General features: G+C 65.7%; 18 protein-coding genes. 4 read left to right on the top strand and 14 right to left on the bottom strand.

The genetic code is table 11. The features are described from left to right. Positions 1-106 precede the first annotated feature (106 nt). Positions 107-3,319 (top strand): bifunctional cytochrome P450/NADPH--P450 reductase, encoded by a 3,213-nt coding sequence (locus ACFUTU_RS08835; RefSeq protein ID WP_377963264.1) that lies wholly within the window; start codon positions 107-109, stop codon positions 3,317-3,319. A gap of 88 nt (positions 3,320-3,407) precedes the next feature. On the opposite strand, the gene ACFUTU_RS08840 is transcribed toward ACFUTU_RS08835, so the two are convergent. The 7 genes from ACFUTU_RS08840 to ACFUTU_RS08870 form a co-directional block, all read right to left on the bottom strand. Further along, positions 3,408-3,830, bottom strand: coding sequence for an Hsp20/alpha crystallin family protein (locus tag ACFUTU_RS08840; protein ID WP_377963266.1), 423 nt, complete (start codon positions 3,828-3,830; stop codon positions 3,408-3,410). Positions 3,831-4,190: 360 nt separating this feature from the next. Next, positions 4,191-4,601 carry an arsenate reductase ArsC gene (locus ACFUTU_RS08845; RefSeq protein ID WP_377963268.1) on the bottom strand — a complete coding sequence of 137 codons (411 nt, stop codon included), beginning with the start codon at positions 4,599-4,601 and terminating at the stop codon, positions 4,191-4,193. Continuing rightward, complete coding sequence (locus tag ACFUTU_RS08850) at positions 4,598-5,314, bottom strand: aquaporin (protein ID WP_377963270.1); 717 nt, start codon at positions 5,312-5,314, stop codon at positions 4,598-4,600. Before ACFUTU_RS08850 ends, ACFUTU_RS08845 begins: the two co-directional genes overlap by 4 nt. Then, positions 5,311-5,661 carry a metalloregulator ArsR/SmtB family transcription factor gene (locus tag ACFUTU_RS08855; protein ID WP_377963272.1) on the bottom strand — a complete coding sequence of 117 codons (351 nt, stop codon included), beginning with the start codon at positions 5,659-5,661 and terminating at the stop codon, positions 5,311-5,313. The genes ACFUTU_RS08850 and ACFUTU_RS08855 overlap by 4 nt, the downstream gene beginning before the upstream one ends. A gap of 80 nt (positions 5,662-5,741) precedes the next feature. After that, positions 5,742-6,314, bottom strand: coding sequence for a GNAT family N-acetyltransferase (locus ACFUTU_RS08860; protein WP_377963274.1), 573 nt, complete (start codon positions 6,312-6,314; stop codon positions 5,742-5,744). A gap of 100 nt (positions 6,315-6,414) precedes the next feature. Next, on the bottom strand, positions 6,415-7,605 hold the full coding sequence (locus tag ACFUTU_RS08865) for an ABC transporter permease (protein WP_377963302.1): 1,191 nt from the start codon (positions 7,603-7,605) through the stop codon (positions 6,415-6,417). Between the two features lie 79 nt (positions 7,606-7,684). Then, positions 7,685-8,614, bottom strand: a complete 930-nt coding sequence (locus tag ACFUTU_RS08870) for an ABC transporter ATP-binding protein (RefSeq protein WP_377963276.1) — start codon at positions 8,612-8,614, stop codon at positions 7,685-7,687. Between the two features lie 179 nt (positions 8,615-8,793). Between ACFUTU_RS08870 and ACFUTU_RS08875 the strand changes: the two genes are divergently transcribed. Beyond that, positions 8,794-9,213 (top strand): hypothetical protein, encoded by a 420-nt coding sequence (locus ACFUTU_RS08875; protein ID WP_377963278.1) that lies wholly within the window; start codon positions 8,794-8,796, stop codon positions 9,211-9,213. Between the two features lie 158 nt (positions 9,214-9,371). Next, positions 9,372-9,782: a hypothetical protein gene (locus tag ACFUTU_RS08880; RefSeq protein WP_377963280.1), complete on the top strand. Its 411-nt coding sequence runs from the start codon at positions 9,372-9,374 to the stop codon at positions 9,780-9,782. A 23-nt stretch (positions 9,783-9,805) separates the two neighbouring features. Here the strand turns inward: ACFUTU_RS08880 and ACFUTU_RS08885 are convergent, their stop codons facing one another. Further along, positions 9,806-10,402, bottom strand: a complete 597-nt coding sequence (locus ACFUTU_RS08885; RefSeq protein WP_377963282.1) for a TetR/AcrR family transcriptional regulator — start codon at positions 10,400-10,402, stop codon at positions 9,806-9,808. A 196-nt stretch (positions 10,403-10,598) separates the two neighbouring features. Between ACFUTU_RS08885 and rox the strand changes: the two genes are divergently transcribed. After that, positions 10,599-12,032, top strand: coding sequence for a rifampin monooxygenase (gene rox / locus ACFUTU_RS08890; RefSeq protein WP_377963284.1), 1,434 nt, complete (start codon positions 10,599-10,601; stop codon positions 12,030-12,032). Between the two features lie 563 nt (positions 12,033-12,595). Here the strand turns inward: rox and ACFUTU_RS08895 are convergent. The 6 genes from ACFUTU_RS08895 to ACFUTU_RS08920 form a co-directional block, all read right to left on the bottom strand. Further along, entirely contained in the window at positions 12,596-13,324 is a 729-nt protein-coding gene (locus ACFUTU_RS08895; RefSeq protein ID WP_377963286.1) for a helix-turn-helix transcriptional regulator, read from the bottom strand. 594 nt (positions 13,325-13,918) lie between these two features. Then, a complete protein-coding gene (locus ACFUTU_RS08900; RefSeq protein ID WP_377963288.1) occupies positions 13,919-14,563 on the bottom strand; it encodes a LysE family translocator in 645 nt (214 codons plus the stop codon). Between the two features lie 80 nt (positions 14,564-14,643). Next, positions 14,644-16,935, bottom strand: a complete 2,292-nt coding sequence (locus ACFUTU_RS08905; RefSeq protein WP_377963290.1) for a bifunctional polysaccharide deacetylase/glycosyltransferase family 2 protein — start codon at positions 16,933-16,935, stop codon at positions 14,644-14,646. Between the two features lie 234 nt (positions 16,936-17,169). After that, positions 17,170-18,162 carry a hypothetical protein gene (locus ACFUTU_RS08910; RefSeq protein WP_377963292.1) on the bottom strand — a complete coding sequence of 331 codons (993 nt, stop codon included), beginning with the start codon at positions 18,160-18,162 and terminating at the stop codon, positions 17,170-17,172. Positions 18,163-18,413: 251 nt separating this feature from the next. Continuing rightward, the gene (locus ACFUTU_RS08915) at positions 18,414-19,004 is read right to left on the bottom strand and encodes a hypothetical protein (protein WP_377963294.1); all 591 of its coding nucleotides are present in this window, start codon (positions 19,002-19,004) and stop codon (positions 18,414-18,416) included. 155 nt (positions 19,005-19,159) lie between these two features. Beyond that, complete coding sequence (locus tag ACFUTU_RS08920) at positions 19,160-20,407, bottom strand: S1C family serine protease (protein WP_377963296.1); 1,248 nt, start codon at positions 20,405-20,407, stop codon at positions 19,160-19,162. Between the last annotated feature and the right edge of the window lie 149 nt (positions 20,408-20,556).

Consider the following 20,556-nt stretch of genomic DNA (forward strand, 5'->3'; position numbering starts at 1 on the left):
CCAGCCCCGTTCACCAGAGAGCACAGCGTGGCGCCCCCTTCCGGCAGCTGGATCGACAACAGAACCTACAAGAAGTGTCAATGAAGACCGCTTAGGAGGCCCGGTCATGCCTTCATCGAACACCACCCCCATCCCCCAGCCGCCGGCGAAACCGCTGGTGGGCAACCTGCCCGATATCGACTCCTCCAAGGGGATCCTCGGCATCGTCGAAGTGGCCCAGGAGTACGGACCCATCGTCCGCATCCAGGTCTTCAACCGGAGCATGATCGCCGTCTCCTCACAGGAGCTGGTCAACGAGATCTGCAACGAGAAACGCTTCGGCAAGGTCCTCGGCATTTCGCTGCGCCAGGTGCGGGACTTCATCGGCGACGGCCTGTTCACTGCCGAAACCGAGGAACCCAACTGGCAGAAGGCGCACCGCATCCTGATGCCTGCGTTCGGCCCGAAGGCCCTGACCAGGATGTTCGCCGGCATGGACGACATCCTGGAGCAGCTGCTGCTCAAGTGGGAGCGCCTGGGCCCCACGGCGAGGATCGACTTCGCGGACAACGCCACCCGGCTGACCCTGGACACCATTGCCCTGTGCTCGTTCAGCTACCGGTTCAACAGCCTCTACCGCGACGAGATGCACCCCTTCATCGGGGCCATGGTCCGGGCCCTGATGGAGTCCCGGGACAGGTCCACCCGGCTGCCGGTGCAGAACAAGCTCATGATCCGCAAACGGCACCAGCTGGAGGAGGACAACGCGCTGATGCTCGAGGTGGCCGAGCAGCTCATCAGCGACCGGCGCCGCAACCCCAGCCCGGAAGGCAGCGAGGACATCCTGGACACCATGCTGAACGCGGCGGACCCGGTGACCGGCGAGCGCCTGCCGGAGAGCAACGTCCGCAACCAGATGGTCACCTTCCTGGTGGCCGGGCATGAGACCACCAGCGGCCTGCTCACCTTCACCATGTACGAGCTGCTGCGCCATCCCGAGGTCATGAGGAAGGCCCAGGCCCTCGTGGACGAGGTGCTGGGCACCGAAGCCGCCCGCTTCGAGCACCTGCCCAAACTGGGGTACCTCGACCAGATCCTCAAGGAATCGCTCCGGCTGTGGCCCACTGCCCCGGCGTTCAACGTGGCCGCGTACGAGGACACCGTGATCGGCGGCAAGTACGAGGTGGCCAAGGGCCAGCCCCTCATGGTTCTCATCCCGTCCCTGCACCGGGACAAGGCGGCTTGGGGAGAGGACGCCGAGCTGTTCAACCCGGACCGGTTTGCCCCCGGGCGGGTCGAGTCCATCCCGCCCAACGCGTGGAAGCCGTTCGGCAACGGCCAGCGCTCGTGCATTGGCCGCGGGTTCGCCCTGCAGGAGGCCATGCTGTTCCTGGCCAAGGCCCTGCAGCGCTTCGACATGACGGCCGCGGACCCCAACTATGAGCTGCACATCAAGCACACCCTGACCATGAAGCCCGAAGGGCTTTTCATCCATGTCCGACGGCGGGACGTCCGAATCGACGCAGCGGCAAGTGCCGCCGTCGGACAGGCAGACAACGGGCAGGCAGCCCGAGGGTTGGCAGAAAGGGAACAGGAAAAGGCGGCGCCCGCCGCCGCGAACGGCGTCCCGGTGCGCGTGCTGTACGGGTCCAACGCGGGCACGTCCCGTGACTTTGCGCAGCGGATCGCGAACGACGCCGGGCGGCGGGGCTACAGCCCCACCATCGCCTCCCTGGACGAGGCGGCAGGCGGGCTGCCCACGGTGGGGCTGGTCGCCGTCGTCGCGTCCTCCTACGAGGGGATGCCGCCGGACAACGCCAAGCGGTTCATGACCTGGACCGAAACCCTGCAGCCGGGCAGCCTCAAGGGCGTGCGCTACACGGTGTTCGGCAACGGCAACCGGGACTGGGCGCGGACTTACCAGGAAGTGCCCAAGACTATCGACGCCCGGCTCGCGGACGCCGGCGCCGAGCGGGTCTACGAACGCGGCGAGGCCAACGCCCGCGGGGATTTCTTCGGCGATTTCGAGGAGTGGTACGCGGGGTTCTGGCCTGCGGTGGACGCCGCGCTCGGGCAGAAGACCAGCGCGCCCACCGGCGAACCGCAGCTGGAGGTCCAGTTCGTGGGCAATGTCCGGGACGCGTACCTGCGGCAGAATGACCTGGCGGTGGGGACCGTCGTCGTAAACCGGGAACTGGTGGACCTGACCAAACCCGGCGCCCGGTCCAAGCGGCACGTGGAGATCGCACTGCCAGAGGGCATGGGCTACCGGGCCGGCGACTACCTTGCGGTACTGCCGCTGAACCCGGCCGACCTGGTGCAGCGGGCCCTGACGCGCCTGAACCTGGACTATGACTCCCACGTGGTGCTGGCCATGGAGCACGGGGACACGTTCCTGCCCACCGGCACGCCCGTGGCCGTGGGCGAGCTGCTGAGCAGCTACGTGGAACTGGCGGTTCCGGCCACGCGGCCGCAGGTGGAGCAGCTGGCCGAGGTGGCGGCGGACCCGGCCGAGCGCGCCGAACTGGAGGCGCTGGCGCAGGACCGCGAGCGGCACGCACGGGAGATCGTGGACAGGCGCGTCTCGCTGCTGGACCTGCTGGAGATGTACCCGTCGTGCCAGCTGCCGTTCACGTCGTTCCTGCAGCTGCTCACCCAGCTCACCCCGCGCCGGTACTCGATCTCGTCGTCGCCGCTCTGGAGCCCTGACCATGCGACCCTGACCTTCGCCGTCGTCCAGGCCCCGGCATTGTCCGGGCGCGGCACGTTTGAGGGGGCGGCATCCACGTACCTGGCCCAGTCGCGGCCGGGATCGCGGGTGGCGGTGACGGTGCGGCCGTCGAACGCGGCCTTCCATCCGCCGGAGTCCCTGGCCATGCCGGTCATCATGGTGTGCGCCGGGACAGGGCTGGCGCCGTTCCGCGGCTTCGTGCAGGACCGTGCGCTGCGGGCGCAGGCCGAGGACATCAAACCCGCGAAGTCGCTGCTGTTCTTCGGCTGCCGGGCCCCGGACACCGACTTCCTCTACCGGACGGAACTCGAATCCTGGGCGGAGCAGGCCAACCTGGACCTGCGGCCGGTGTTCTCGAAGGCGTCCTCCGACGGGCAGAGGTACGTCCAGCACCGGCTGTGGGCGGACCGCGAGGACGTCAAGGAACTGGTGCGGCAGGGGGCCACGGTGTTCGTCTGCGGCGACGGAAAGAACATGGCCCCGGAGGTCCGCGAGACCTGTGAGCGCATCTACCAGGAGGCCACCGGCGCATCCGATGCGGACGCCGATGCCTGGATGGACGAGGTGGAGCGCACCCACGGCAGGTACGTGGCGGACATCTTCACCTAAGGCAGCGGAACCCTGAATAAACAGCGGGACCTGCCGCCTTTCGGCCGGCAGGTCCCGCTGGAAAAGCCAGGGCTGAGCAGCTGCGCTGTTACTTCTCGATCTGCTGCTGGAGGCTCTTGCTTTCGATTTCGATCTTGCGTGGCTTGGCCTTCTCCGTGACCGGGATCCGCAGGGTCAGCACGCCCATGTCGTAATTCGCCTTGATGTTGTCCGTATCAAGGGTTTCACCAAGGATCACCTGGCGGCTGAAGACGCCCCGCGGACGCTCGCCGACCACCAACTCGACGTTTGGCTGTGTCGGGTCACGGCGCTCGGCGTGGACCGTCAGGACATTCTTCTCCACGTTCAGATCCACGGTGTCCGGCGAGACGCCGGGCAGGTCAAAGGCGACCACAAACTCCCCGTCCTCCTGCCATGCATCCATCGGCATGGCGGCCGGACGCGCCGCCGTGCCAAAGACCTGCTGCGTCAGGCGGTCCAGTTCACGGAACGGGTCCGTGCGCATCAACATGATTCCCACTCCTTCAGCTTGTAGTTTGTACCGGCGATCCGCTCCCACAGATCTATGGTGGCGGATACATATTTTTTATAACACGTTCCACAAGTAGGCGCAAGAGGCATTGGAGCCGGAGGCCCGTCATGTGGCGCCGGCGCGGAGTGTGGCGCGATGCAAGGGAGTGGCTGCCCAACTAGCTCGCAGTTGTTGCCGTTTTGAGGGCCCAAAACGACGTTTTCTGCTAGCTAGTTGGGCGGGGCGGGACGCGGAGGGTCAGCAGCAGCCCTGTCCGTCCTCGCAGCAACTGTCATTGCAGCAGTCGTCGTCGCAGCAGCCGGTTCTCATGTGTGTCACCCCCTCCCCTGCCGGGTGTGGTTATGCGCTGGCCGGGGTCAGCGAGGCGATCAGGGCCTCGACCCGGGTTCTGATCTCGTCGCGGATGGGCCGGACGGAATCGACGCCCTTGCCCGCCGGGTCTTCCAGGACCCAGTCCTCGTAGCGCTTGCCCGGGAAGTAGGGGCATTCGTCGCCGCAGCCCATGGTGATCACCACGTCGGAGTCCTTCACGGCTTCGGTGGTGAGGACCTTGGGGGTTTCGGCCGACATGTCGATGCCTACTTCAGCCATGGCCTGCACCGCGGCCGGGTTCACCTTGTCGGCCGGCTGGGATCCGGCGGAGCGGACCTCGATCCCGCCCCGGGACAGCGTGGTGAGGAACGCCGCGGCCATCTGGGAGCGGCCGGCGTTGTGGACGCAGACGAACAGGACGGAGGGCTTCTGGCTCATGGGAGCACCTTTCGGTCAGCTGCGGCCCGGTCGGCCGCGACGGCGGAGGAAGCAGCGAGGGTCGGGTAGAGGAACCGGACCAGCAGGAAGCCGGCGGCACCGCCGGCCAGCTGCGCCAGAATGAAGGGCGGAGCCGACGACGGCGCGATGCCGGCAAAGCTGTCAGTGACAGTTCTGGCTATGGTCACCGCCGGGTTGGCGAAGCTGGTGGAACTGGTGAACCAGTACGCGGCCGTGATGTACCCGCTGACGGCGAACGCGACGCGGTCCGCCCGTCCGGACCGCACCGTGCCGAAGACCACCAGCAGCAGCCCGATCGTGGCAACCACCTCACCCAGCCACAACCCCGCGCCCGTGCGTTCATGCATCGAGACAGCGGCCGCATCCAGGCCGAACATCAGGTTCGCCGCCACAGCGCCGGCCAGCCCGCCGGCGAACTGGGCACCGATCAGGCCCGCCGCGGTTCTGGTGTCGAGCATGCCCAGGGCCCGCTCAACCAGGGTCACCACCGGGTTGAACGACGCCGAGACCGGCTGCAAGGCCAGGATCAGCGCCACCAGGGCCGCGCCCGTGGCGAGGCTGTTCTGCAAAAGCTGCAGCCCGACGTCGTCCGGGGACAGCCGGGTGGCCATGACACCGGACCCGACGACGGCCATCACCAGAAAGGCTGTACCGATGAACTCCGCGACGACGCGGCGCGCCAGGACACTCACTCGGCCTGTCCCCCGATCAGGGCGGCCAGGTTCCGCAGCGCCTCGGTGCGGGCACGATAGTAAACCCAGACGCCGCGCTTCTCCCGGTCCAGCAAACCAACCTCGTGCAGGAGCTTCAGGTGGTGGCTGATCGTGGGCTGCGACAGCTCAAAGGCATCGTTCAGGTCGCAGACGCACGCCTCGCCGCCCTCGTGCGAGGCCACCAGGGACATCAGCCGCAGGCGGACCGGGTCGGCCAGAGCCTTCAGCAGCGGGGCGATCTGGACCGCCTCGGTTTCGGACAAGGGCTCCCTTGCCAGCGGCGAGCAGCACGCCACCGTCTGGACCGGGGTCAGCTCGAAAGACATAGACACCTATAAATATTCACACTCATCTATGTCTGAAGCAAGACGGGCCCAAGCAGTGCCTGCCTGAACGTCCGGTCTCGTCAGGAGGACGCGCCGGGCCTGGAAAGCCATTCGCTCCGGGAGATCGCGTACTCGACGTCCCCGTGCTCGTCGCCCGGAATGGACACCTTCCAGTCCGCGACGAACTCGCGGATCAGGCGCATCCCGGATTTCTCCATGACCCGCCGCGAGGCCGTGTTCACCGCCATGGTGGACGCAACGACCCGCTGCACACCGAACTCCGTGAAGCCCTTGGCGATCAGCGCACGGGAACCCTCGGTGGCGTACCCCTTTCCCCACGCTCCGAACCGCAGCCGGTAGCCCAGCTCCGGCTGGTCGAGGGGATCCCCGGGGGCGGGCCGGTAGTGGAACCAGCCGAGGAAATCTCCGCCTGATTTTTCGACCGCGGCCCAGAATCCGTAGCCGGGGAACTGCCGGTAGTAGCCAAGGAACGCCGGCAGCACGTCGTTTTCAACCTCGTCCCGGGGCGTTGGCGCGCCGCCGGTGATGTACCGCATCACCCGCGGATCGGCGTCGAGCTCCACCAGCAGGTCCGCATCATCGGGTGTGAACTGCCGCAGCACCAGCCGCTCGGTCGCCAGGAAAATGCGCATGCGGGCATTCTCGCACCGGTTCCGGCGCTGACGGCCCAAGTAGCTCGCAGTTGTTGTCGTTTTGAGGGCTCATAACGACAACTACTGCGAGTCAGTTGGGCTACTTGGCCGTCAGCTCCTTCCGGCGGAACGTCCCGGCGATGGAAAGCTTGCGGCCGTACTCAATGGAGCCGTAGCGGAACAGGTGCACGGCCAGGCGCAGGACGAGGATCCCGAGAACGAACGCCTCGGCGATCACGATGGCCGATTCCACCGGGCCCAGGGTTCCGAAGCCGTTGCGGAGCAGTGCGGTGACGGGGGCGGTGAGCGGGAAGTAGGTGAACACCTGCACAATCAGGGCGGTGGGGTCGCTGATGATGAGGCTAACGGCGTAGAAGGGCACGAAAATCAGCGCCATCAGCGGTCCGAAGATGGTCCCGGCCTCCTTGGCAGACGGCATGATCGCGCCGATGGCCACCAGCACGCCGGTGAACAGCGTGAAGCCGCCCAGCAGCAGCAGCGCCCCGGTGATCATCGGGACGGGCTCGAACACCAGGGCGGACAGGTCGAGGTCGGGCAGGGACACTGAATCGCGGAAGAGGAGGTAGGCGACCGCGATCGGGGTCAGGAACACCGCGATCTGGAGAAGTCCGACGGCGAACAGGGAGATGATCTTGCCGGTCACCAGGGTGGTGGGGTTCAGGGTGGTCAGGATCATCTCCGTGACCCGGTTTTCCTTTTCCTCCAGGGTGCTGTTGAGCATCTGGTTGGACAGCAGAATGATGCTGACGTAGAAGATGACCAGGAAGATCAGCGGCGGGATGACTGAGCCGATGCCTCCGGAAACCCGCCCGTCCCCGTACGCCTCGGCGTCGAACTTCACCTGCCCGTTCAGGGCAGCGGTGACTTCCGGCGAATTAACCCTGGACTGCGCCGCGGTGACCAGCAGATGCTTGGCCACGGCCTCGTACTTGCCGTTCTCGAACATGCCTTTGTCCGCGCCGTAGACCCTGACCGGCTCCGTGGCGGGGTTGGCCGGGTATGCGAAGTACGCCTCGCTGCTGCCGTTCTTCACCGCCTGCAGCGCTGCGCCGGGATCGCTGGTCCGAGTCCCGCCCGCGGCCTGGGCGAGCGCCGCGGGGATGAGCCCGGAGGCGTCCGTGTACGTGAAGGTCAGCGCCGAGTTCTTCTGCGCGTCGGCGTTGGCAGAGGTGCTGGAGTTGCTGGCGTAAACGAGCGCGAAGATGATTGCGAAGACCACGGGGATGGCCAGGGTGGCGATCACGAACCCGCGCTTCTTGATGGTCCGCATGAATTCAAACCCGACGACGGTGCCCAGGTTGTGCTGCTTGAACGGGTTGCGCTGCTGGATTACTGTGCGTGCCACTGTCCTAGACCTCCGCCATCTCGTGCTGTTCCCCGTACACCTGGATGAAGATCTCCTCCAGGGATGCCCGTGCCGTGGCGAAGCTGCGCACCGCGACGCCGGTTCCGATCAGTTCCCGCAGCACTGCTGTTTCGTCCGCCCCGGCGGACGGGGCGAGTTCCGCCTGCCCGTCGCCGTCACGCACCACGGTGTACAGGTCCGAGGCCGGCAGGATGCCCTCGTAGCCGAGCCGGTACACGGTGCCGCCGAACTGGTCCTGCACTTCGGCCACGGTCCCGTACGCCCGGGCGGTGCCGTCCTTGAGCAGGATGACCCGGTCACAGAGCCGTTCCACCTCCTCCATCTGGTGCGTGACCATGATGACCGTGGCGCCGGCGAGCTTCTGCTCCTCGATGATGTCCATCAGCAGCCGCCGGTTCACGGGGTCGAAGCCCTTCGTGGGCTCGTCGAGGATCAGCAGGTCGGGGTCGTTCATAATGGTCACGCCGAGCTGGACTTTCTGCTGCTGGCCGCCGGAGAGCTTGTCCAGGCGCACCGCTGCCTTGTCCGCCAGGCCTACCCGCTCCAGGTAGGTCTGGGACCAGGCCCGGGCCTTGTGCTTGCCCAGGCCCTTGAGCCGGCCAAAGTAGACCATCACGTCAAGGACGGCTTCCTTCTTGTACAGGCCCCGCTCCTCCGGCAGGTACCCCAGCCGCGCCCCGTCCCGCGGTTCGAAGGCCTTCCCTCCGATGTGCAGGGTCCCGGCGGTGGGCTTGTAGATGCCCAGCAGCGCCCGCAGCGTGGTGGTCTTTCCGGACCCGTTGCTGCCCAGGAACCCGAAGGTTTCACCGGCCCGGACATCGAAGGACAGGTCCCTGACGACAGTCGTCTCCCCGAAGTCCATCCGAAAGTTTTTGATGTGCACAAGCGGTTCCACCGCGTCCCCCAACGTCATAAGAGTCAGCCTAGCCGAAACGATGCGGCGGGCGGCGTTGCGAGCAATTTGTCAAGAATGGACATCCCAGACAGTGCACGAGTAATTTTCTGCTATTCAGCCGGTACAGGACCCATCCGGACGTTGTCAGATGACCCGGGGGCTTCGTTCTTGGCGCCACACACATCAAGGAGTCTGAAATGCGGAGGAGTTCATCCCTTTTCGCGGCAGCATTTGCGGCTGCCATGGTCCTTCCCATCGGACATGCAACTGCTGCGCCGGCCGAGGTAAGCCATAACCAAGCCGTGGGCGGGCTATTCAGCACATGCGCTAAGGAGCTCGTCACTTTCACGGGAAACGCCGTCACCATAGACAAGGTAAACGCCGACGGCTCGGTGAAGACAAGCTTCAACATTCACGGCTCGGGAACGGGCTCGCAGGGCAACGAGTACGTAATTCACTTAAACCTTCTGTTGGTCCGATCCTCTACCGGACTTTTGACTCTCGATGACGAAAAAACCACCCTGATCAGCAAGGGGGCTGCGCCCAACCAAAGCGTCCTTTTTCACTTTTCTTCCGATTCTCCGGACATCATTTTCAAAGTGCAGTGCAACGGCTAGGCACATCTTGCCTATCCCACAGCCCGAAAATCGCCTGGGCTTCAAGCCGCCCGATTTGTCGGGGAGAAACCCCCATTCCATTGGCCGACTCGCGGCCAGATAACCGCTTGGCAAGTCAAGCCCTCGTCACCGCCCGATCCCGCGAGTACCTTTGAGCCATGACTAGGGACTTCGACCTGGAGTCGGAAGAAACGCAGGAAATCGCGGACGATCCGCGCCGGATCGGTTACTGGTTCTTCAGGGCGCTCCACGACAGGGCACGGAACCTGGACGACCTGCACCTGATCGTCACGCCGGAGTCCCGGCCGCTGTGGGGATCCTTCGAAATGGCGGCCGCCCTGCTGGACTGCATCGAAGATCCCGGCATGCTCCAGGAGGCTGTCTACGCGCACGGCGACCTCGACGTCTGCTACATGCGGATTATCCGCGAAGCCAGGGACCACACGCCCACAACAGTGCTGGACGACCCGCTGCTGATCACACTCGTCTGGCGCCCGGACCACGGCCGCTGGATGGTGCACCATTTCGGCGACATGGTGCACCCGGACAGGGTGCCCCGCGGGAGCTAGCCCGGGCTGCCGCCGGTTCCCTGCTACTGCCGGTGGCTGTCCATGAGCAGGCTGGCCATGGCCTTGGCCCGGGCAGCCGCATGGGGGTCGCCTTCGGCAGCGGCAACGATGGCCCCCTTGATCAGGATGTGCATGGACCAGGAAAAGTCGTACGGGTTGCCGAGGCCGGCGGACTTTGCGAGGTCGGCGATCTGCTCCCGCGTCTTCTCCAGGTACTGGATGCTTGCTTTCCCGAGCGGGTGGTCGGGGCCCATTTCCATCATCACGTGCAGGAAGGAGCTGACCTGGACCGCGCCCTGGCGGAACCAGTCGTCAAAGACGTCGAAGATGGTCAGCATGGCATCCTCGCTGAGGGTCCCGCGGCGAGCGATGGCATCCTCGATCGCGGCCGTGCGTTCCTGGTACCACTGCTCGAGGAAGGCCAGGACGACGTCATCCTTGGAGTGGAAGTGCCGGTAAAAGGTTGCCTTGGCCACGCCCGATTCGCGGATCAGTTCGTCCACTCCGACATCACGGATCCCTCGCCGGGCGAACAGATCGTAGGCGACGGCAAGGATCTTCTCCGAAGGGCTGGTTCCCGCAGGGCGTCCCTGCTTTTCGATCCCCTCTGAAGTGTCCACATTCGGATCATACATCGCGCAACTGGGAGTAGACAGAACGTTCTGTCTGACGCTCCGGACCTGCCTCATTTCGGCCTCGACAAGGGAAACCATCTCCCCGCATTTTCAGGATATCGCCTGCCCCGGGGCTTGCCGCAAGGCCCCCACCATCCGCCAGAATGGGTCGCCTTGCACAGTTTTGGATTGGGGATTTTTCATGGTCGACGTAATCATCAGCGGCGGCGGGCCGACGGGCATGATGCTGGCCAGCGAGCTGCGCCTGCACGGCGTAGACGTGCTCGTGCTGGAGAAGGACGCGCAGCCGAGCCAGGCGGTCCGTTCGCTCGGCCTGCACCCGCGCAGCATTGAAATCATGGACCAGCGCGGGCTGCTGGACCGGTTCCTCGCCCACGGGACGAAGTATCCCGGCGTCGGCCGTTTCGCGGGGATCGACAAGCCCCTGCCGGAGAACCTGGACACCGCCCACGCCTACATCCTCGGCATCCCGCAGCCGGTCACCGACCGGCTCCTCGCCGAGCGCGCCGCCGAGCTCGGTGCGCAGATCCGCCGCGGCAGCGAGGTCACGGGGGTGGAACAGGACGACGACGGCGTGACGGTCGGGATTGCCGACGGCACCCAGGTGCGGGCCAAGTGGGTGGTGGGATGCGACGGCGGGCGCAGCCTGGTGCGCCGGACGCTCGGCATCGGTTTCCCGGGCGATCCCGCCACCACCGAGTGGATCCACAGCGAGATGGAGGTGACAACGCCGCCGGAAGAACTGGCCGCCGTCGTGGACGAGGTACGCAAGACGCACCGGGGGTTCGGCGTCGGCCCGGCCGGGAACGGGCTGTTCCGCGCGGTAGTGCCTGCCGCGACCGTCGCCGAGGACCGGACGGTCCCGCCGTCGCTGGACGAGCTGAAGGCGCAGCTGCGGGCCCATGCCGGCACCGACTTCGGAGCCCATTCACCGCGCTGGATCACCCGCTTCAGCGACGCCACCCGGCTCGCCGAACAGTACCGCGCGGGCCGGGTGTTCCTCGCCGGGGACGCCGCGCACGTCCACCCGCCGCTGGGAGGGCAGGGGCTGAACCTCGGCATCCAGGACTCGTTCAACCTCGGCTGGAAGCTCGCCGCCGAGGTCAACGGCTGGGCACCGCCGGGGCTGCTGGACACGTACCACGCCGAGCGCCATTCGGTGGCCGCCGATGTCCTGACCATAACGCGCGCCCAAAGCGAGCTGATCTCCCCCGAACCCGGGCCGCAGGCCGTGCGCCGGCTGCTGGCCGAGCTGATGGACATCGACGGCGTCAGCCGGTTCCTGGCCGAGAGGATCAGCTCAACCGGGATCCGCTACGACTTCGGCGGCGGGCCCGAGCTGCTCGGCAGGCGGCTGCGCGACATCCCGCTGTCACGCAGCCGCATCTACGAGCTCACCCGCGAAGGCCGCGGGCTGCTGCTGGACCAGACAGGCAGCCTCTCGGTCAAAGGGTGGACGGACCGGGTCGACTACGTTGCGGACACGGGCGCGGAACTGGACGCGCCCGCGGTCCTGCTCCGCCCGGACGGACACGTCGCCTGGATCGGTGACGACCAGGACGATCTGGTCCGGCACCTGCCGAGATGGTTCGGTGCAGCCTCGGCAGGCGACTGAGGACCGGGCCGCTATCAGGTCATCCCATCCCCGCCGGTCCGGCCCAGGCGCCGGGAGCACCGGTCCCGCCCCCGCCTCGGTCATCGTCTTTCCCGCAGCGACGGCAGCGCTTATAGAGACTTCCGTCTTCGGTATGTTCGACGTGCCATTCGTGGCGAATGTTCAGCTTGCATAACAGGGCTTTGAACATCAGATCTACACCTCCAGGCGGGGAGCGATGTATGAGGTCCTAACGCCCCACCCCAATCATTGTGAGCTGATGGTCCGCTCTAAACCTTGGAAAAGCCGGTCTGACCCCTCAAATGGGGGGTTAAACCGAAGGCAGGCTCTCAGGTGCACCCCGCTTTTCACAATGCGCACCCAGCACACTCATCTTGTCGCTGAAGCACAGGTAGCCGCGAACCTTCGCTTCAGATCGCCGGGTCCGGAACGCATTCCCCCCTTGCATTACGGACCCGGCGGACAACCCCTCGAAAACAATGTTTGCCGGCATCCGTTTCTCCTGGTGCGGCAACCCGGGGAGCGCGTGACACTAAGACGGCAGTCCAGCCCAATGGCTGTGGTCACTCGCCCCTAAGGCGTCGGAGAGCGTCAACGCGGTTGTTGCTCCCGAGCTTGGAGTAGGCGTGCTCGATGTGCTTTGAAACGGTCCTCGGGCTGCACCCGAGCAGTCGTCCGATCGAAGTCACCTTGAGCCCCTGACCCAGCAGGCGCATCACCTCTCGTTCGCGTGCGGTCAGGGAATAGGCATCTGCATTGGCCGAATGCACTGCCTGTTGCGGAGTTCCTGCGTACGCAACGTCGAGCAGCTGCAGTATGGGCTGGACCTGCTGTACGAGTGCGACCTCGGTGTCGTTGAAGTCATCGTTCCAGCGGTTCAGGCTCCAGCAGTGGAAGAAGTCAGAGCGGCTTCCGACCGTGAAAAGCAGGAGCTGCCGATTCACGCCGAGGAGCGAGAGCCCTTCTTGGAAAGTGCGGGTTTCGTATAATTCCAGGTCGGAAATGTAGTCGCTGAGGCGAAGGGGTTGCAGGTCGCTGCCTGTATTGCCGGTTCGAAGACTGCCGATGACCGGATGCTCACCATACATTTCGAGCATCATCTTGGACACATCGGCGCGGGATTCGTAAGGGTAGGGCACAACCTCTGCCGTGCCGGATTCCACGTCCAAGGAACCCCAGGCTGCGTGGTCTGACGGGATAAGCCTCAGAAGCAGCTGGCTGGCTGCGTCCAGGTAGGCCTTACGGTTGACCAGACCGTGGAGATTCGCTGCAAATTCGGCTGCAGGGTCCATGACATCCCTTGAGAGCGGCTAGGTGAGGTACGGCGTTTCTCACCCGTGTGTAGAAGAAGGTTAGGGCTGGGTGCCTCTACGTACAAGAGCGTATATACGCCCTTCTGGGCCGGCGGGAGGATGTAGCTGAGAACTTCCCGCATCGCATGCACGGGATTTTTCGCGGCACTGTAGCTCGCGGGGCCTCAACAAACCGATAATCACGCGGTTCTCTTTTGGGGGGAGGCCCCGCGACATTCAGAATCAGGGTCGCGATGTCTGACTTTAATCAGCACAGCATTCACATACCCGCCGCAAGGAGCACCAAATTCGTAACGCGATGGGTATCAATGCAACTGGCGGTCGTCATGCTGTGCGCGGTGATGCAGCCGTACGCCGGCGGGATCCGGCTTAGTGCACCTGACTCTGCCGCAGTGGCGGGCACTGAACCGGTACAGACAGGCGTCGACAAACTTCTCACCACACCCCTCGGCGGAGCGCCAGAGCTCTGGAAATTCCGGCGAATTAATTCCGCGGCTATTGGGGGCCCGCTAGAGGCCCCAATTCCACGCGGATTTGGGGCCACAACTGCACGTTCGCGCTCGCGGCGGCTAGTTAGCTGTTCGCGCTCGAGGCGATGACGCCGGCGCCGAGGCCGGCGATGATGCCGCTGCTGACGCGTTCGACGGCGGTGCTCACCTTGGGGCGCCGCAGCCACCCCATCGCCTTGTAGGCAATGAGCGCGACGACGGCCAGGTAGGCAAAGGCGATGACCGCTTCCACCGCACCCAGGACCATCGCCGTGGCCATGGTGTCGCCGCCCGGCGGGATGAATTGGGGAACCACCGCCAGGAAGAAGAGGCCAACCTTCGGGTTGAGCAGCGTGGACAGCGCCCCTGCGCCGAGGCCGGCCAGGTTGCTGTGCCGCGGCGCGGCTGCTTCTTCGCCGCCGCCCGCCAGGCCCTCCTTGGCTGCCTTCCGCGTCTTCAGGAAGGACGAAATGCCGAGGTACAGCAGGTACAGGCCGCCCGCGATCTTGAGCCAGCGGAACACCTCCGCGGACTGCTCCAGAACCGCGGCCAGCCCGACGCCGACCAGGGCCGCCCAGGCGATGGCGGCAAGCGCCGAGCCCGCCGCAGCCGCAATCCCGGCGCTTGGCCGGTTCAGGGCGATGCGGAGCACCAGGAACGTGTCCGGTCCGGGCGTCAGGGACAGGATGAGGCACAGTCCCGCAAAGGCGGCGAGTGAGGCGAGGGTCATGGGAACGATTATCCCTGAAAGCCAGGGAGCGTTCCTGCCGCCCTGTTCGGCGGCGGCCCTCCTATTCGCCGGCGACCCTCTTATTCGGTGGCGACGGCGAGCAGGACACTGTTGGTGCGCTCCGGCCGGTACCAGCCCACAACCCGCCCGCGCAGGGCCTGAATCGTGGCGCCAAAAATCACGTAGGCACGGAGCGGTTCGTAGATCAGCCGGTAGATGGGGACCATGAGCAGGTGGCTGGGGTCTTCCCGCACCATGATGACGGCCACGGTCGAGATGACCATGTGGGTGCCCGCGACGAAGACCGCGAAGACGGCGATGGCCTGCCATTCGCCGCGGGACAGATCCACGGCAGCCACAACGATGGTCATGGGCATGAAAATCAGCGGCACGATCACCGAGAGCAGCGCGTAGGGCAGGGTGAGCAGGCCCAGCGCCCCGTAGCGGGCATTGCCGATCATGCGGCGGTGTTTGTAGATCGTCTGGATGTTGCCGTAGGTCCAGCGGAGCCGCTGCCTGGCCAGTCCCGCCACGGTCATCGGAGCCTCGGTCCACGCAACCGCCTTGTTCTCCTGGACAATCCTGTAGCCGAGCTGCTGCAGGGACAGCGTCAGGTCGGCGTCTTCGGCGAGCGTGTCCGTGGAGTAACCGCCTGCCTGGATCAGCGCGTCCCTCCGCCACGCGGCACAGGCGCCGGGGACGATGGAGATCGCCCCCATCAGTCCTTCCGCCATGCGGGTGACACAGATCCCGGACAGGTATTCCAGGCTTTGCCAGGAAGTGAGCAGGCTGCGCCTGTTGCCCACCTTCACGTGGCCGGCAACGGCACCCAGCTTCTTGCCGCCGTCGTCCACGCAGAAATGGCGGGCGAACATCCGGATGGTCTGCCGCTCAAACAGGGTGTCGCCGTCCAGGGTGACCACAACGTCGCCGCGGGAGTGCGAAATGCCATTGTTGCTGGCCTCGGATTTGCCCCCGTTGGGCTGGTCCAGCACCTTCAGCTGTGGCCACGTGCTCGCATAGTCCCTGAGGACGGCGAGGGTGTTGTCCGTGGATCCGTCATTGATGGCCACCACCTCGAAACGCGGATAGTCGCTGACCTGGAGGGCGGCCAGGGTCTTTTCCACGACGCGTTCCTCGTTGTACACGGGCAGGACCACACTGACCAACGGCCAGTCCTCCTCGGGAATGGCGTCCCAGCGGCGGCGTTTTTGGCGGCGGTTGTTAACCATTGCCAGGACCACGTAAAGGAACGTCAGGACCGTCAGGGACCCGATGCCGAACCAGAACAGCCAGGTGATGACCACATCGGGGGCCACAAGAACGGCGGTATAGGTGGTCAGGGTCAGGTAGTCGTCTGCCTCAGGCGTGGTCCGCTGCGGCACGTATTCACCGGCCAGCAGCGGCTGGACGGTGCTGAACGTGTAACCCAGTGCCCTTGCCCGGGGAATCAGGGTTTTCAGCATGTTGATCGTCGCACTCCGGTCGCCGCCGCCGTCGTGCAGGAGGACGATGTGGCCCTTGCCGTCCAGGGTGGGGACCGGCACCGGTTCTCCCGGCGCGCGTTCCCAATCCAGCGTGTCCAGGTCCATGTCGACGTGCAGGAAGCCCAGTTGCTGGGCCTGAAGGAGGGCCAGTGTGTTGTTTTCCGGGTCACCGGTGGGGATCCGGAATAGCCGGGTGGCGTAATTGTCGGTTGCGCGCATGACCCGGTCGGTTCCGATGATCGCTTCCCGGTTGTAGTAGTCGTCGTGCGCCCAGAAGTCGGAATGGAACATGGTGTGGTTGCCCACCATGTGGCCCTCACGGATGACCCGCTTGAAAACGTCCGGGAACTTCACCACGTCCTCTCCGATCATGAAGAACGTCGCCGGCACCTTTTCCTTGGAGAGCAGGTCCAGCAGTTCCGGCGTGAAGCGAGGATCGGGCCCGTCGTCGAAGGTCAGCATCAGCTGGTGGTCTGCCGGCTTTCCGTACTTGTCAATGACAAAGGAGCGGTTCTCGATCAGCTTCTTTTCGTCGTCGGTGGCCTCCCGGTACACGGTCTCGCTGAAGGGATCCTTGAGCAGGACCCTGTTCCCGCTGCGCTCCACCAGTGCAATGCGGTCGAAGGCAAAATCCGTGTCATCGCCCAGAACCGGAATGTTGTGGCGGTATCCGGTGGCCAGGAGCCTGCGCGGGTACTTGGCCGACTGGTTCAGTTGCGGCTGCCACAGCGGAGACGTGGCCTGCGGCAGGACCCAGGCCACGGCCAGCGAGACAGCCAAAATCGCTGCTGCGAGGCACTGCAGGATTCGTCGCCACCGTTTGCCGCTGGCATCGAAGAAGACTGGGGCTGAAGCACGGATAGTTTGCGAAGTCGGCTCTGACATGCGCGTACCCAAAATACGAGTTCCGGTATTGATGGTTCCGGAACGTGAGTTCCGGTTGGCCCACCCAGCCTCAGCCGCTGAACCGACACATGTCGGCCTTGCATCCTACGAGAGTATGAATCCCGGGCCGGGAGCGCACGAGTGGTGCCTACTCAATTCCGCTGCCTGCCGGATACTTGTCTACCCGACTCCGAGCGGGTTCATTCTGCCCCCCGGCGGCTACTTCCTGACGGGCTACCTCCTGACGAGGGAGTCTCCGTATCCGGCGTCGCACTTGCCGTCATGGATGACCCCTGCACCGGGCGCCACCGCATAGTTGCCCGCCGGGTTGAAGACCGCCGTGTGCACGTCGGTCACCCGGCTGGCGCACTCGTCGGCGCCGTCGGAATCCACGCTCTGGCCGCCGATCCACATGTCGATCCAGATGGTGGAGTTGGTGCCCTCCGCGTTGGTGCCCTGGTGGCAGGGGCCGTTCTCCGGATCATTGCCGTCACCGCAGGTGTCCTCAACGATGAAGTAGCGGCGTACGTCCGGCAGGTAGATCCGGGTGCCGGCCGGGAAGTCGAGAACATCCTGGCCGGATGCCAGGGAGTGTCCCACGGCAATGGTGATCGGGTCCGCGTAGGTGCCGGTGCCGCCCGCGGTCTTGTGCAGCACCGGATGGCTGATCGACGCCGACCCCTGCGGAGTGTTGTCGTACCAGGTGTAAGCCGTGGTGTAGGCAGTCCTGACGATCTTTTCCGAGGACGTCTGGACCGGTGCGGGGGCCGGCTTCGGAACGGCAGGCACTGGCGCCACATGCTTGCGGGCGGCCGCGGCCGCCTTCCCCGCAGCCTGCTCCGCCTTCTGCTTGGCTGCGGCTTTCTGCTTGGCCGCCGCGGACGCGGCTGCGGCGGACGTAGCCGCGGCCTTTTTCCCGGCCGCGGCCGCCTTGGATGCTGCTGCCTTGGCCGCTGCGTTTGCCTTGGTCTTGGCGGCCTTGACTTTGGCTGCCGCTCCTGCCTTCGCGGCCTTAACCTTGGCAGCTTTGGCGGCCTTGAGGTTCTCAGCTGCCACCCGCTGCGAGACGCCGACTTCCGGTCCGCTGCCGAAGCCGGCCTCAACGCCGGCGGTTGCCAGACCCGCAGCCTGCGGCGATGCCGTCGGGGCGACGGTTGCAGTCCCGCACGCCGACGTGACGAGCAGAACCGAGAGCATGGCGGCGGACGGCAGATATTTCCTGCGCATGGAACTAAATCCTCTTCGGGCGTGCGAAACGGGCAGTCCGATGCGAACCAGGTCCTGCCCGACGGGGTCGCGGTCTGGGGCATAGCAAAGCAACGCCGTCGAGGGACTTACCACACGAAACAGAATTCAGGGCGTTCTAAGGGGCGTGTGCGCCGACCGGTGACCCAAACGTTACATTGTTGGCAGGGCGGGGCGCCAATTCACGGCGTGCCCCGCCCCCGCGGCATGGAAGGTGTGGTTACGCGAACCGGCTACTTCGTCAGCAGTTCGTTCCCATAGCCAGTGTCACACTTGCCGCCATGGATGACGCCGCCTCCGGATGCCACGGCGTAGTCCGGGCGGGGGTTGAAGACCGCAGTCCCCACGGTGGTCACTTTCCGCGCACACCGCCGGGTGGACGACTTGGTTCCGCCCTCGCCGCCGATCCACAGGTCCACCCAGATCGACGCTCCGTCCTGCGCCTTTGCCCTGGAATGGCAGGGCTTGTTCTCCGGGGTGGGTCCGTCACCGCAGGTGTCCTCCACGATGAAGTACCGCCGCACGTTCGGGACATAAATCCGCGTGCCGGCGGGAATGTCCAGGACATCCTTCCCTGTTTCCAATGAATGCCCGACGGCGATGGTCACCGGATCCTCGTACGTCCCGGTCCCCCCGGCCTTCGCGTGCAAGACGGGGTTGCTGATCTCGAGGGAACCCGGGGGCGTGTTGTCGAACCATGTGTAGGCGGTCATGTACGCGTCGGTCACAACTTTCTCGTCCGATGGCTGCGGCGGTGGCGGCGCGCAGGCGGAGGCCAGGACCAGGGAAAACACCCCCGCCGCCAGCACCGCCATTTTGCGCATCGGGCATCTGCCTCTTCCACCGCTGCTGTGGACCCACAATGAACGGTACAGTCGGCCGCCCGGGCGCGCTACACGCGGCAGTGGTTTCACAGACTATTCGGAGGAACCGGACGCCGCTCCCCCATGGAACGGCGCCCGGCGCTTCGGGGGGCGGATTAGGACGCGGCGTCCAGCGTGATGTCCGCGGACTGCTCCTGGCCGTCCCGCTGGAAGGTGATCTTCACGGTGGATCCGGCGGCCTGTTCGCGCGCGGCCGCCGTCAGTTCGGAGGCGTCGGTGACGGTGCGGCCTGCCAGGCCGGTGACCACGTCGCCGGCCTGCAGCCCGGCCTTGTCCGCCGCGGACCCGGAGGTCACCGAGGCCACCTCTGCGCCGGCGGTGAAGTCCGACGACGATCCCTGCGTTTTGTCCTGCACGGACAGTCCCAGCCGGCCATGGGTCGCCTTACCCGTGGAGATGATTTCCTCCGCCACCCGCTTGGACTGGTTGATCGGGATGGAAAATCCGACGCCGATGTTGCCGCTCTGCGCCGAAGAGGAGGACGACGATCCCGCCGAGGCGATGGCCACGTTGACCCCGATGATTTCGCCCTGCGCGTTGACCAGGGCGCCGCCCGAGTTGCCGGGGTTGATGGCAACGTCGGTCTGGATGACGTTGATGCTGATGGAGTCCTGCGCCGAGGCGGATATGCCGGACCTGGAGGAGGCGCCGTCGGATGTGGCGGAGGACTCCGTCTCGATGGTGCGGTTCACGGCGGAGACGATGCCGTCCGTGACGGTGCCGCTAAGTCCCAGGGGCGCACCGATGGCGATGGCGGTATCGCCGACGTTCACCGCGCCGGAATCCCCGAGTGTTGCCGGGGTGAGCCCCTCGGCGTCGATCTTGATCACGGCCAGGTCGGAGAGCGGGTCGGTGCCCACGACTGTGGCCGTGTAGACCTTCCCGTCGCTGGTCCGGACCTCGACGGCGGGATCCGTGGCCGAGCCGTCCAGGGTCACCACGTGGGTGTTGGTGAGGATGTGGCCTTCGGCGTCCAGGATGATGCCCGAGCCGGTGCCGCCTGAGCTGCCTGAGCTGACGCTGATGGTCACCACGCTGGGCGAAGCCTTTTGCGCCGCGGCCGTGACGGCGTTGACGCTCTCCGTGTTGTTGACGATGACCGGGCTGATCGCGGCCTGCGCCGTGGTGGTGGTCTGCTCCGGCGCGCCGGGCCACAGGGCCGCAACGCCGGTGGCCGCGCCGCCGCCCAGCAGCCCGGCCGCCACCAGGCATGTGACAAAGACGCCCGGACCCACCCGCTTCCTGTCCCCCTGTTTCCGATCCCGCGGCCCGGCCTCGGGAGCCGCCTGGACCGCGGGTGCTGCGGCGGGGATGGCGGGCGTGGGGCGGGTGTCCGTGTGCATGGGTGGCTCCTCTGGCGGTGTGCTCCGGCGTTTCCCGGAGCGTTCCTCCCATCCTGTCCACGGGGCCTTTCGCCCGTCTGTCCCGATGCTGTGATGAAGCTGTGAAGGCCGGCCCGGCATTCTCAACAGAAGCAGATGAGGACAGAGGC

Source organism: Arthrobacter sp. NPDC057388, from assembly GCF_042668165.1.
In the GTDB taxonomy this organism is placed as follows: Bacteria; Actinomycetota; Actinomycetes; order Actinomycetales; family Micrococcaceae; genus Arthrobacter.

Coding starts and splice junctions, on each gene's coding strand:
- ACFUTU_RS08835 (WP_377963264.1), top strand. CDS start 107: ATGCCTTCATCGAACACCACCCCCATCCCCCAGCCGCCGGCGAAACCG.
- ACFUTU_RS08840 (WP_377963266.1), bottom strand. CDS start 3,830: ATGTTGATGCGCACGGACCCGTTCCGTGAACTGGACCGCCTGACGCAG.
- ACFUTU_RS08845 (WP_377963268.1), bottom strand. CDS start 4,601: ATGAGCCAGAAGCCCTCCGTCCTGTTCGTCTGCGTCCACAACGCCGGC.
- ACFUTU_RS08855 (WP_377963272.1), bottom strand. CDS start 5,661: ATGTCTTTCGAGCTGACCCCGGTCCAGACGGTGGCGTGCTGCTCGCCG.
- ACFUTU_RS08860 (WP_377963274.1), bottom strand. CDS start 6,314: ATGCGCATTTTCCTGGCGACCGAGCGGCTGGTGCTGCGGCAGTTCACA.
- ACFUTU_RS08865 (WP_377963302.1), bottom strand. CDS start 7,605: ATGCGGACCATCAAGAAGCGCGGGTTCGTGATCGCCACCCTGGCCATC.
- ACFUTU_RS08870 (WP_377963276.1), bottom strand. CDS start 8,614: ATGACGTTGGGGGACGCGGTGGAACCGCTTGTGCACATCAAAAACTTT.
- ACFUTU_RS08875 (WP_377963278.1), top strand. CDS start 8,794: ATGCGGAGGAGTTCATCCCTTTTCGCGGCAGCATTTGCGGCTGCCATG.
- ACFUTU_RS08880 (WP_377963280.1), top strand. CDS start 9,372: ATGACTAGGGACTTCGACCTGGAGTCGGAAGAAACGCAGGAAATCGCG.
- rox (WP_377963284.1), top strand. CDS start 10,599: ATGGTCGACGTAATCATCAGCGGCGGCGGGCCGACGGGCATGATGCTG.
- ACFUTU_RS08895 (WP_377963286.1), bottom strand. CDS start 13,324: ATGGACCCTGCAGCCGAATTTGCAGCGAATCTCCACGGTCTGGTCAAC.
- ACFUTU_RS08900 (WP_377963288.1), bottom strand. CDS start 14,563: ATGACCCTCGCCTCACTCGCCGCCTTTGCGGGACTGTGCCTCATCCTG.
- ACFUTU_RS08905 (WP_377963290.1), bottom strand. CDS start 16,935: ATGTCAGAGCCGACTTCGCAAACTATCCGTGCTTCAGCCCCAGTCTTC.
- ACFUTU_RS08910 (WP_377963292.1), bottom strand. CDS start 18,162: ATGCGCAGGAAATATCTGCCGTCCGCCGCCATGCTCTCGGTTCTGCTC.
- ACFUTU_RS08915 (WP_377963294.1), bottom strand. CDS start 19,004: ATGCGCAAAATGGCGGTGCTGGCGGCGGGGGTGTTTTCCCTGGTCCTG.
- ACFUTU_RS08920 (WP_377963296.1), bottom strand. CDS start 20,407: ATGCACACGGACACCCGCCCCACGCCCGCCATCCCCGCCGCAGCACCC.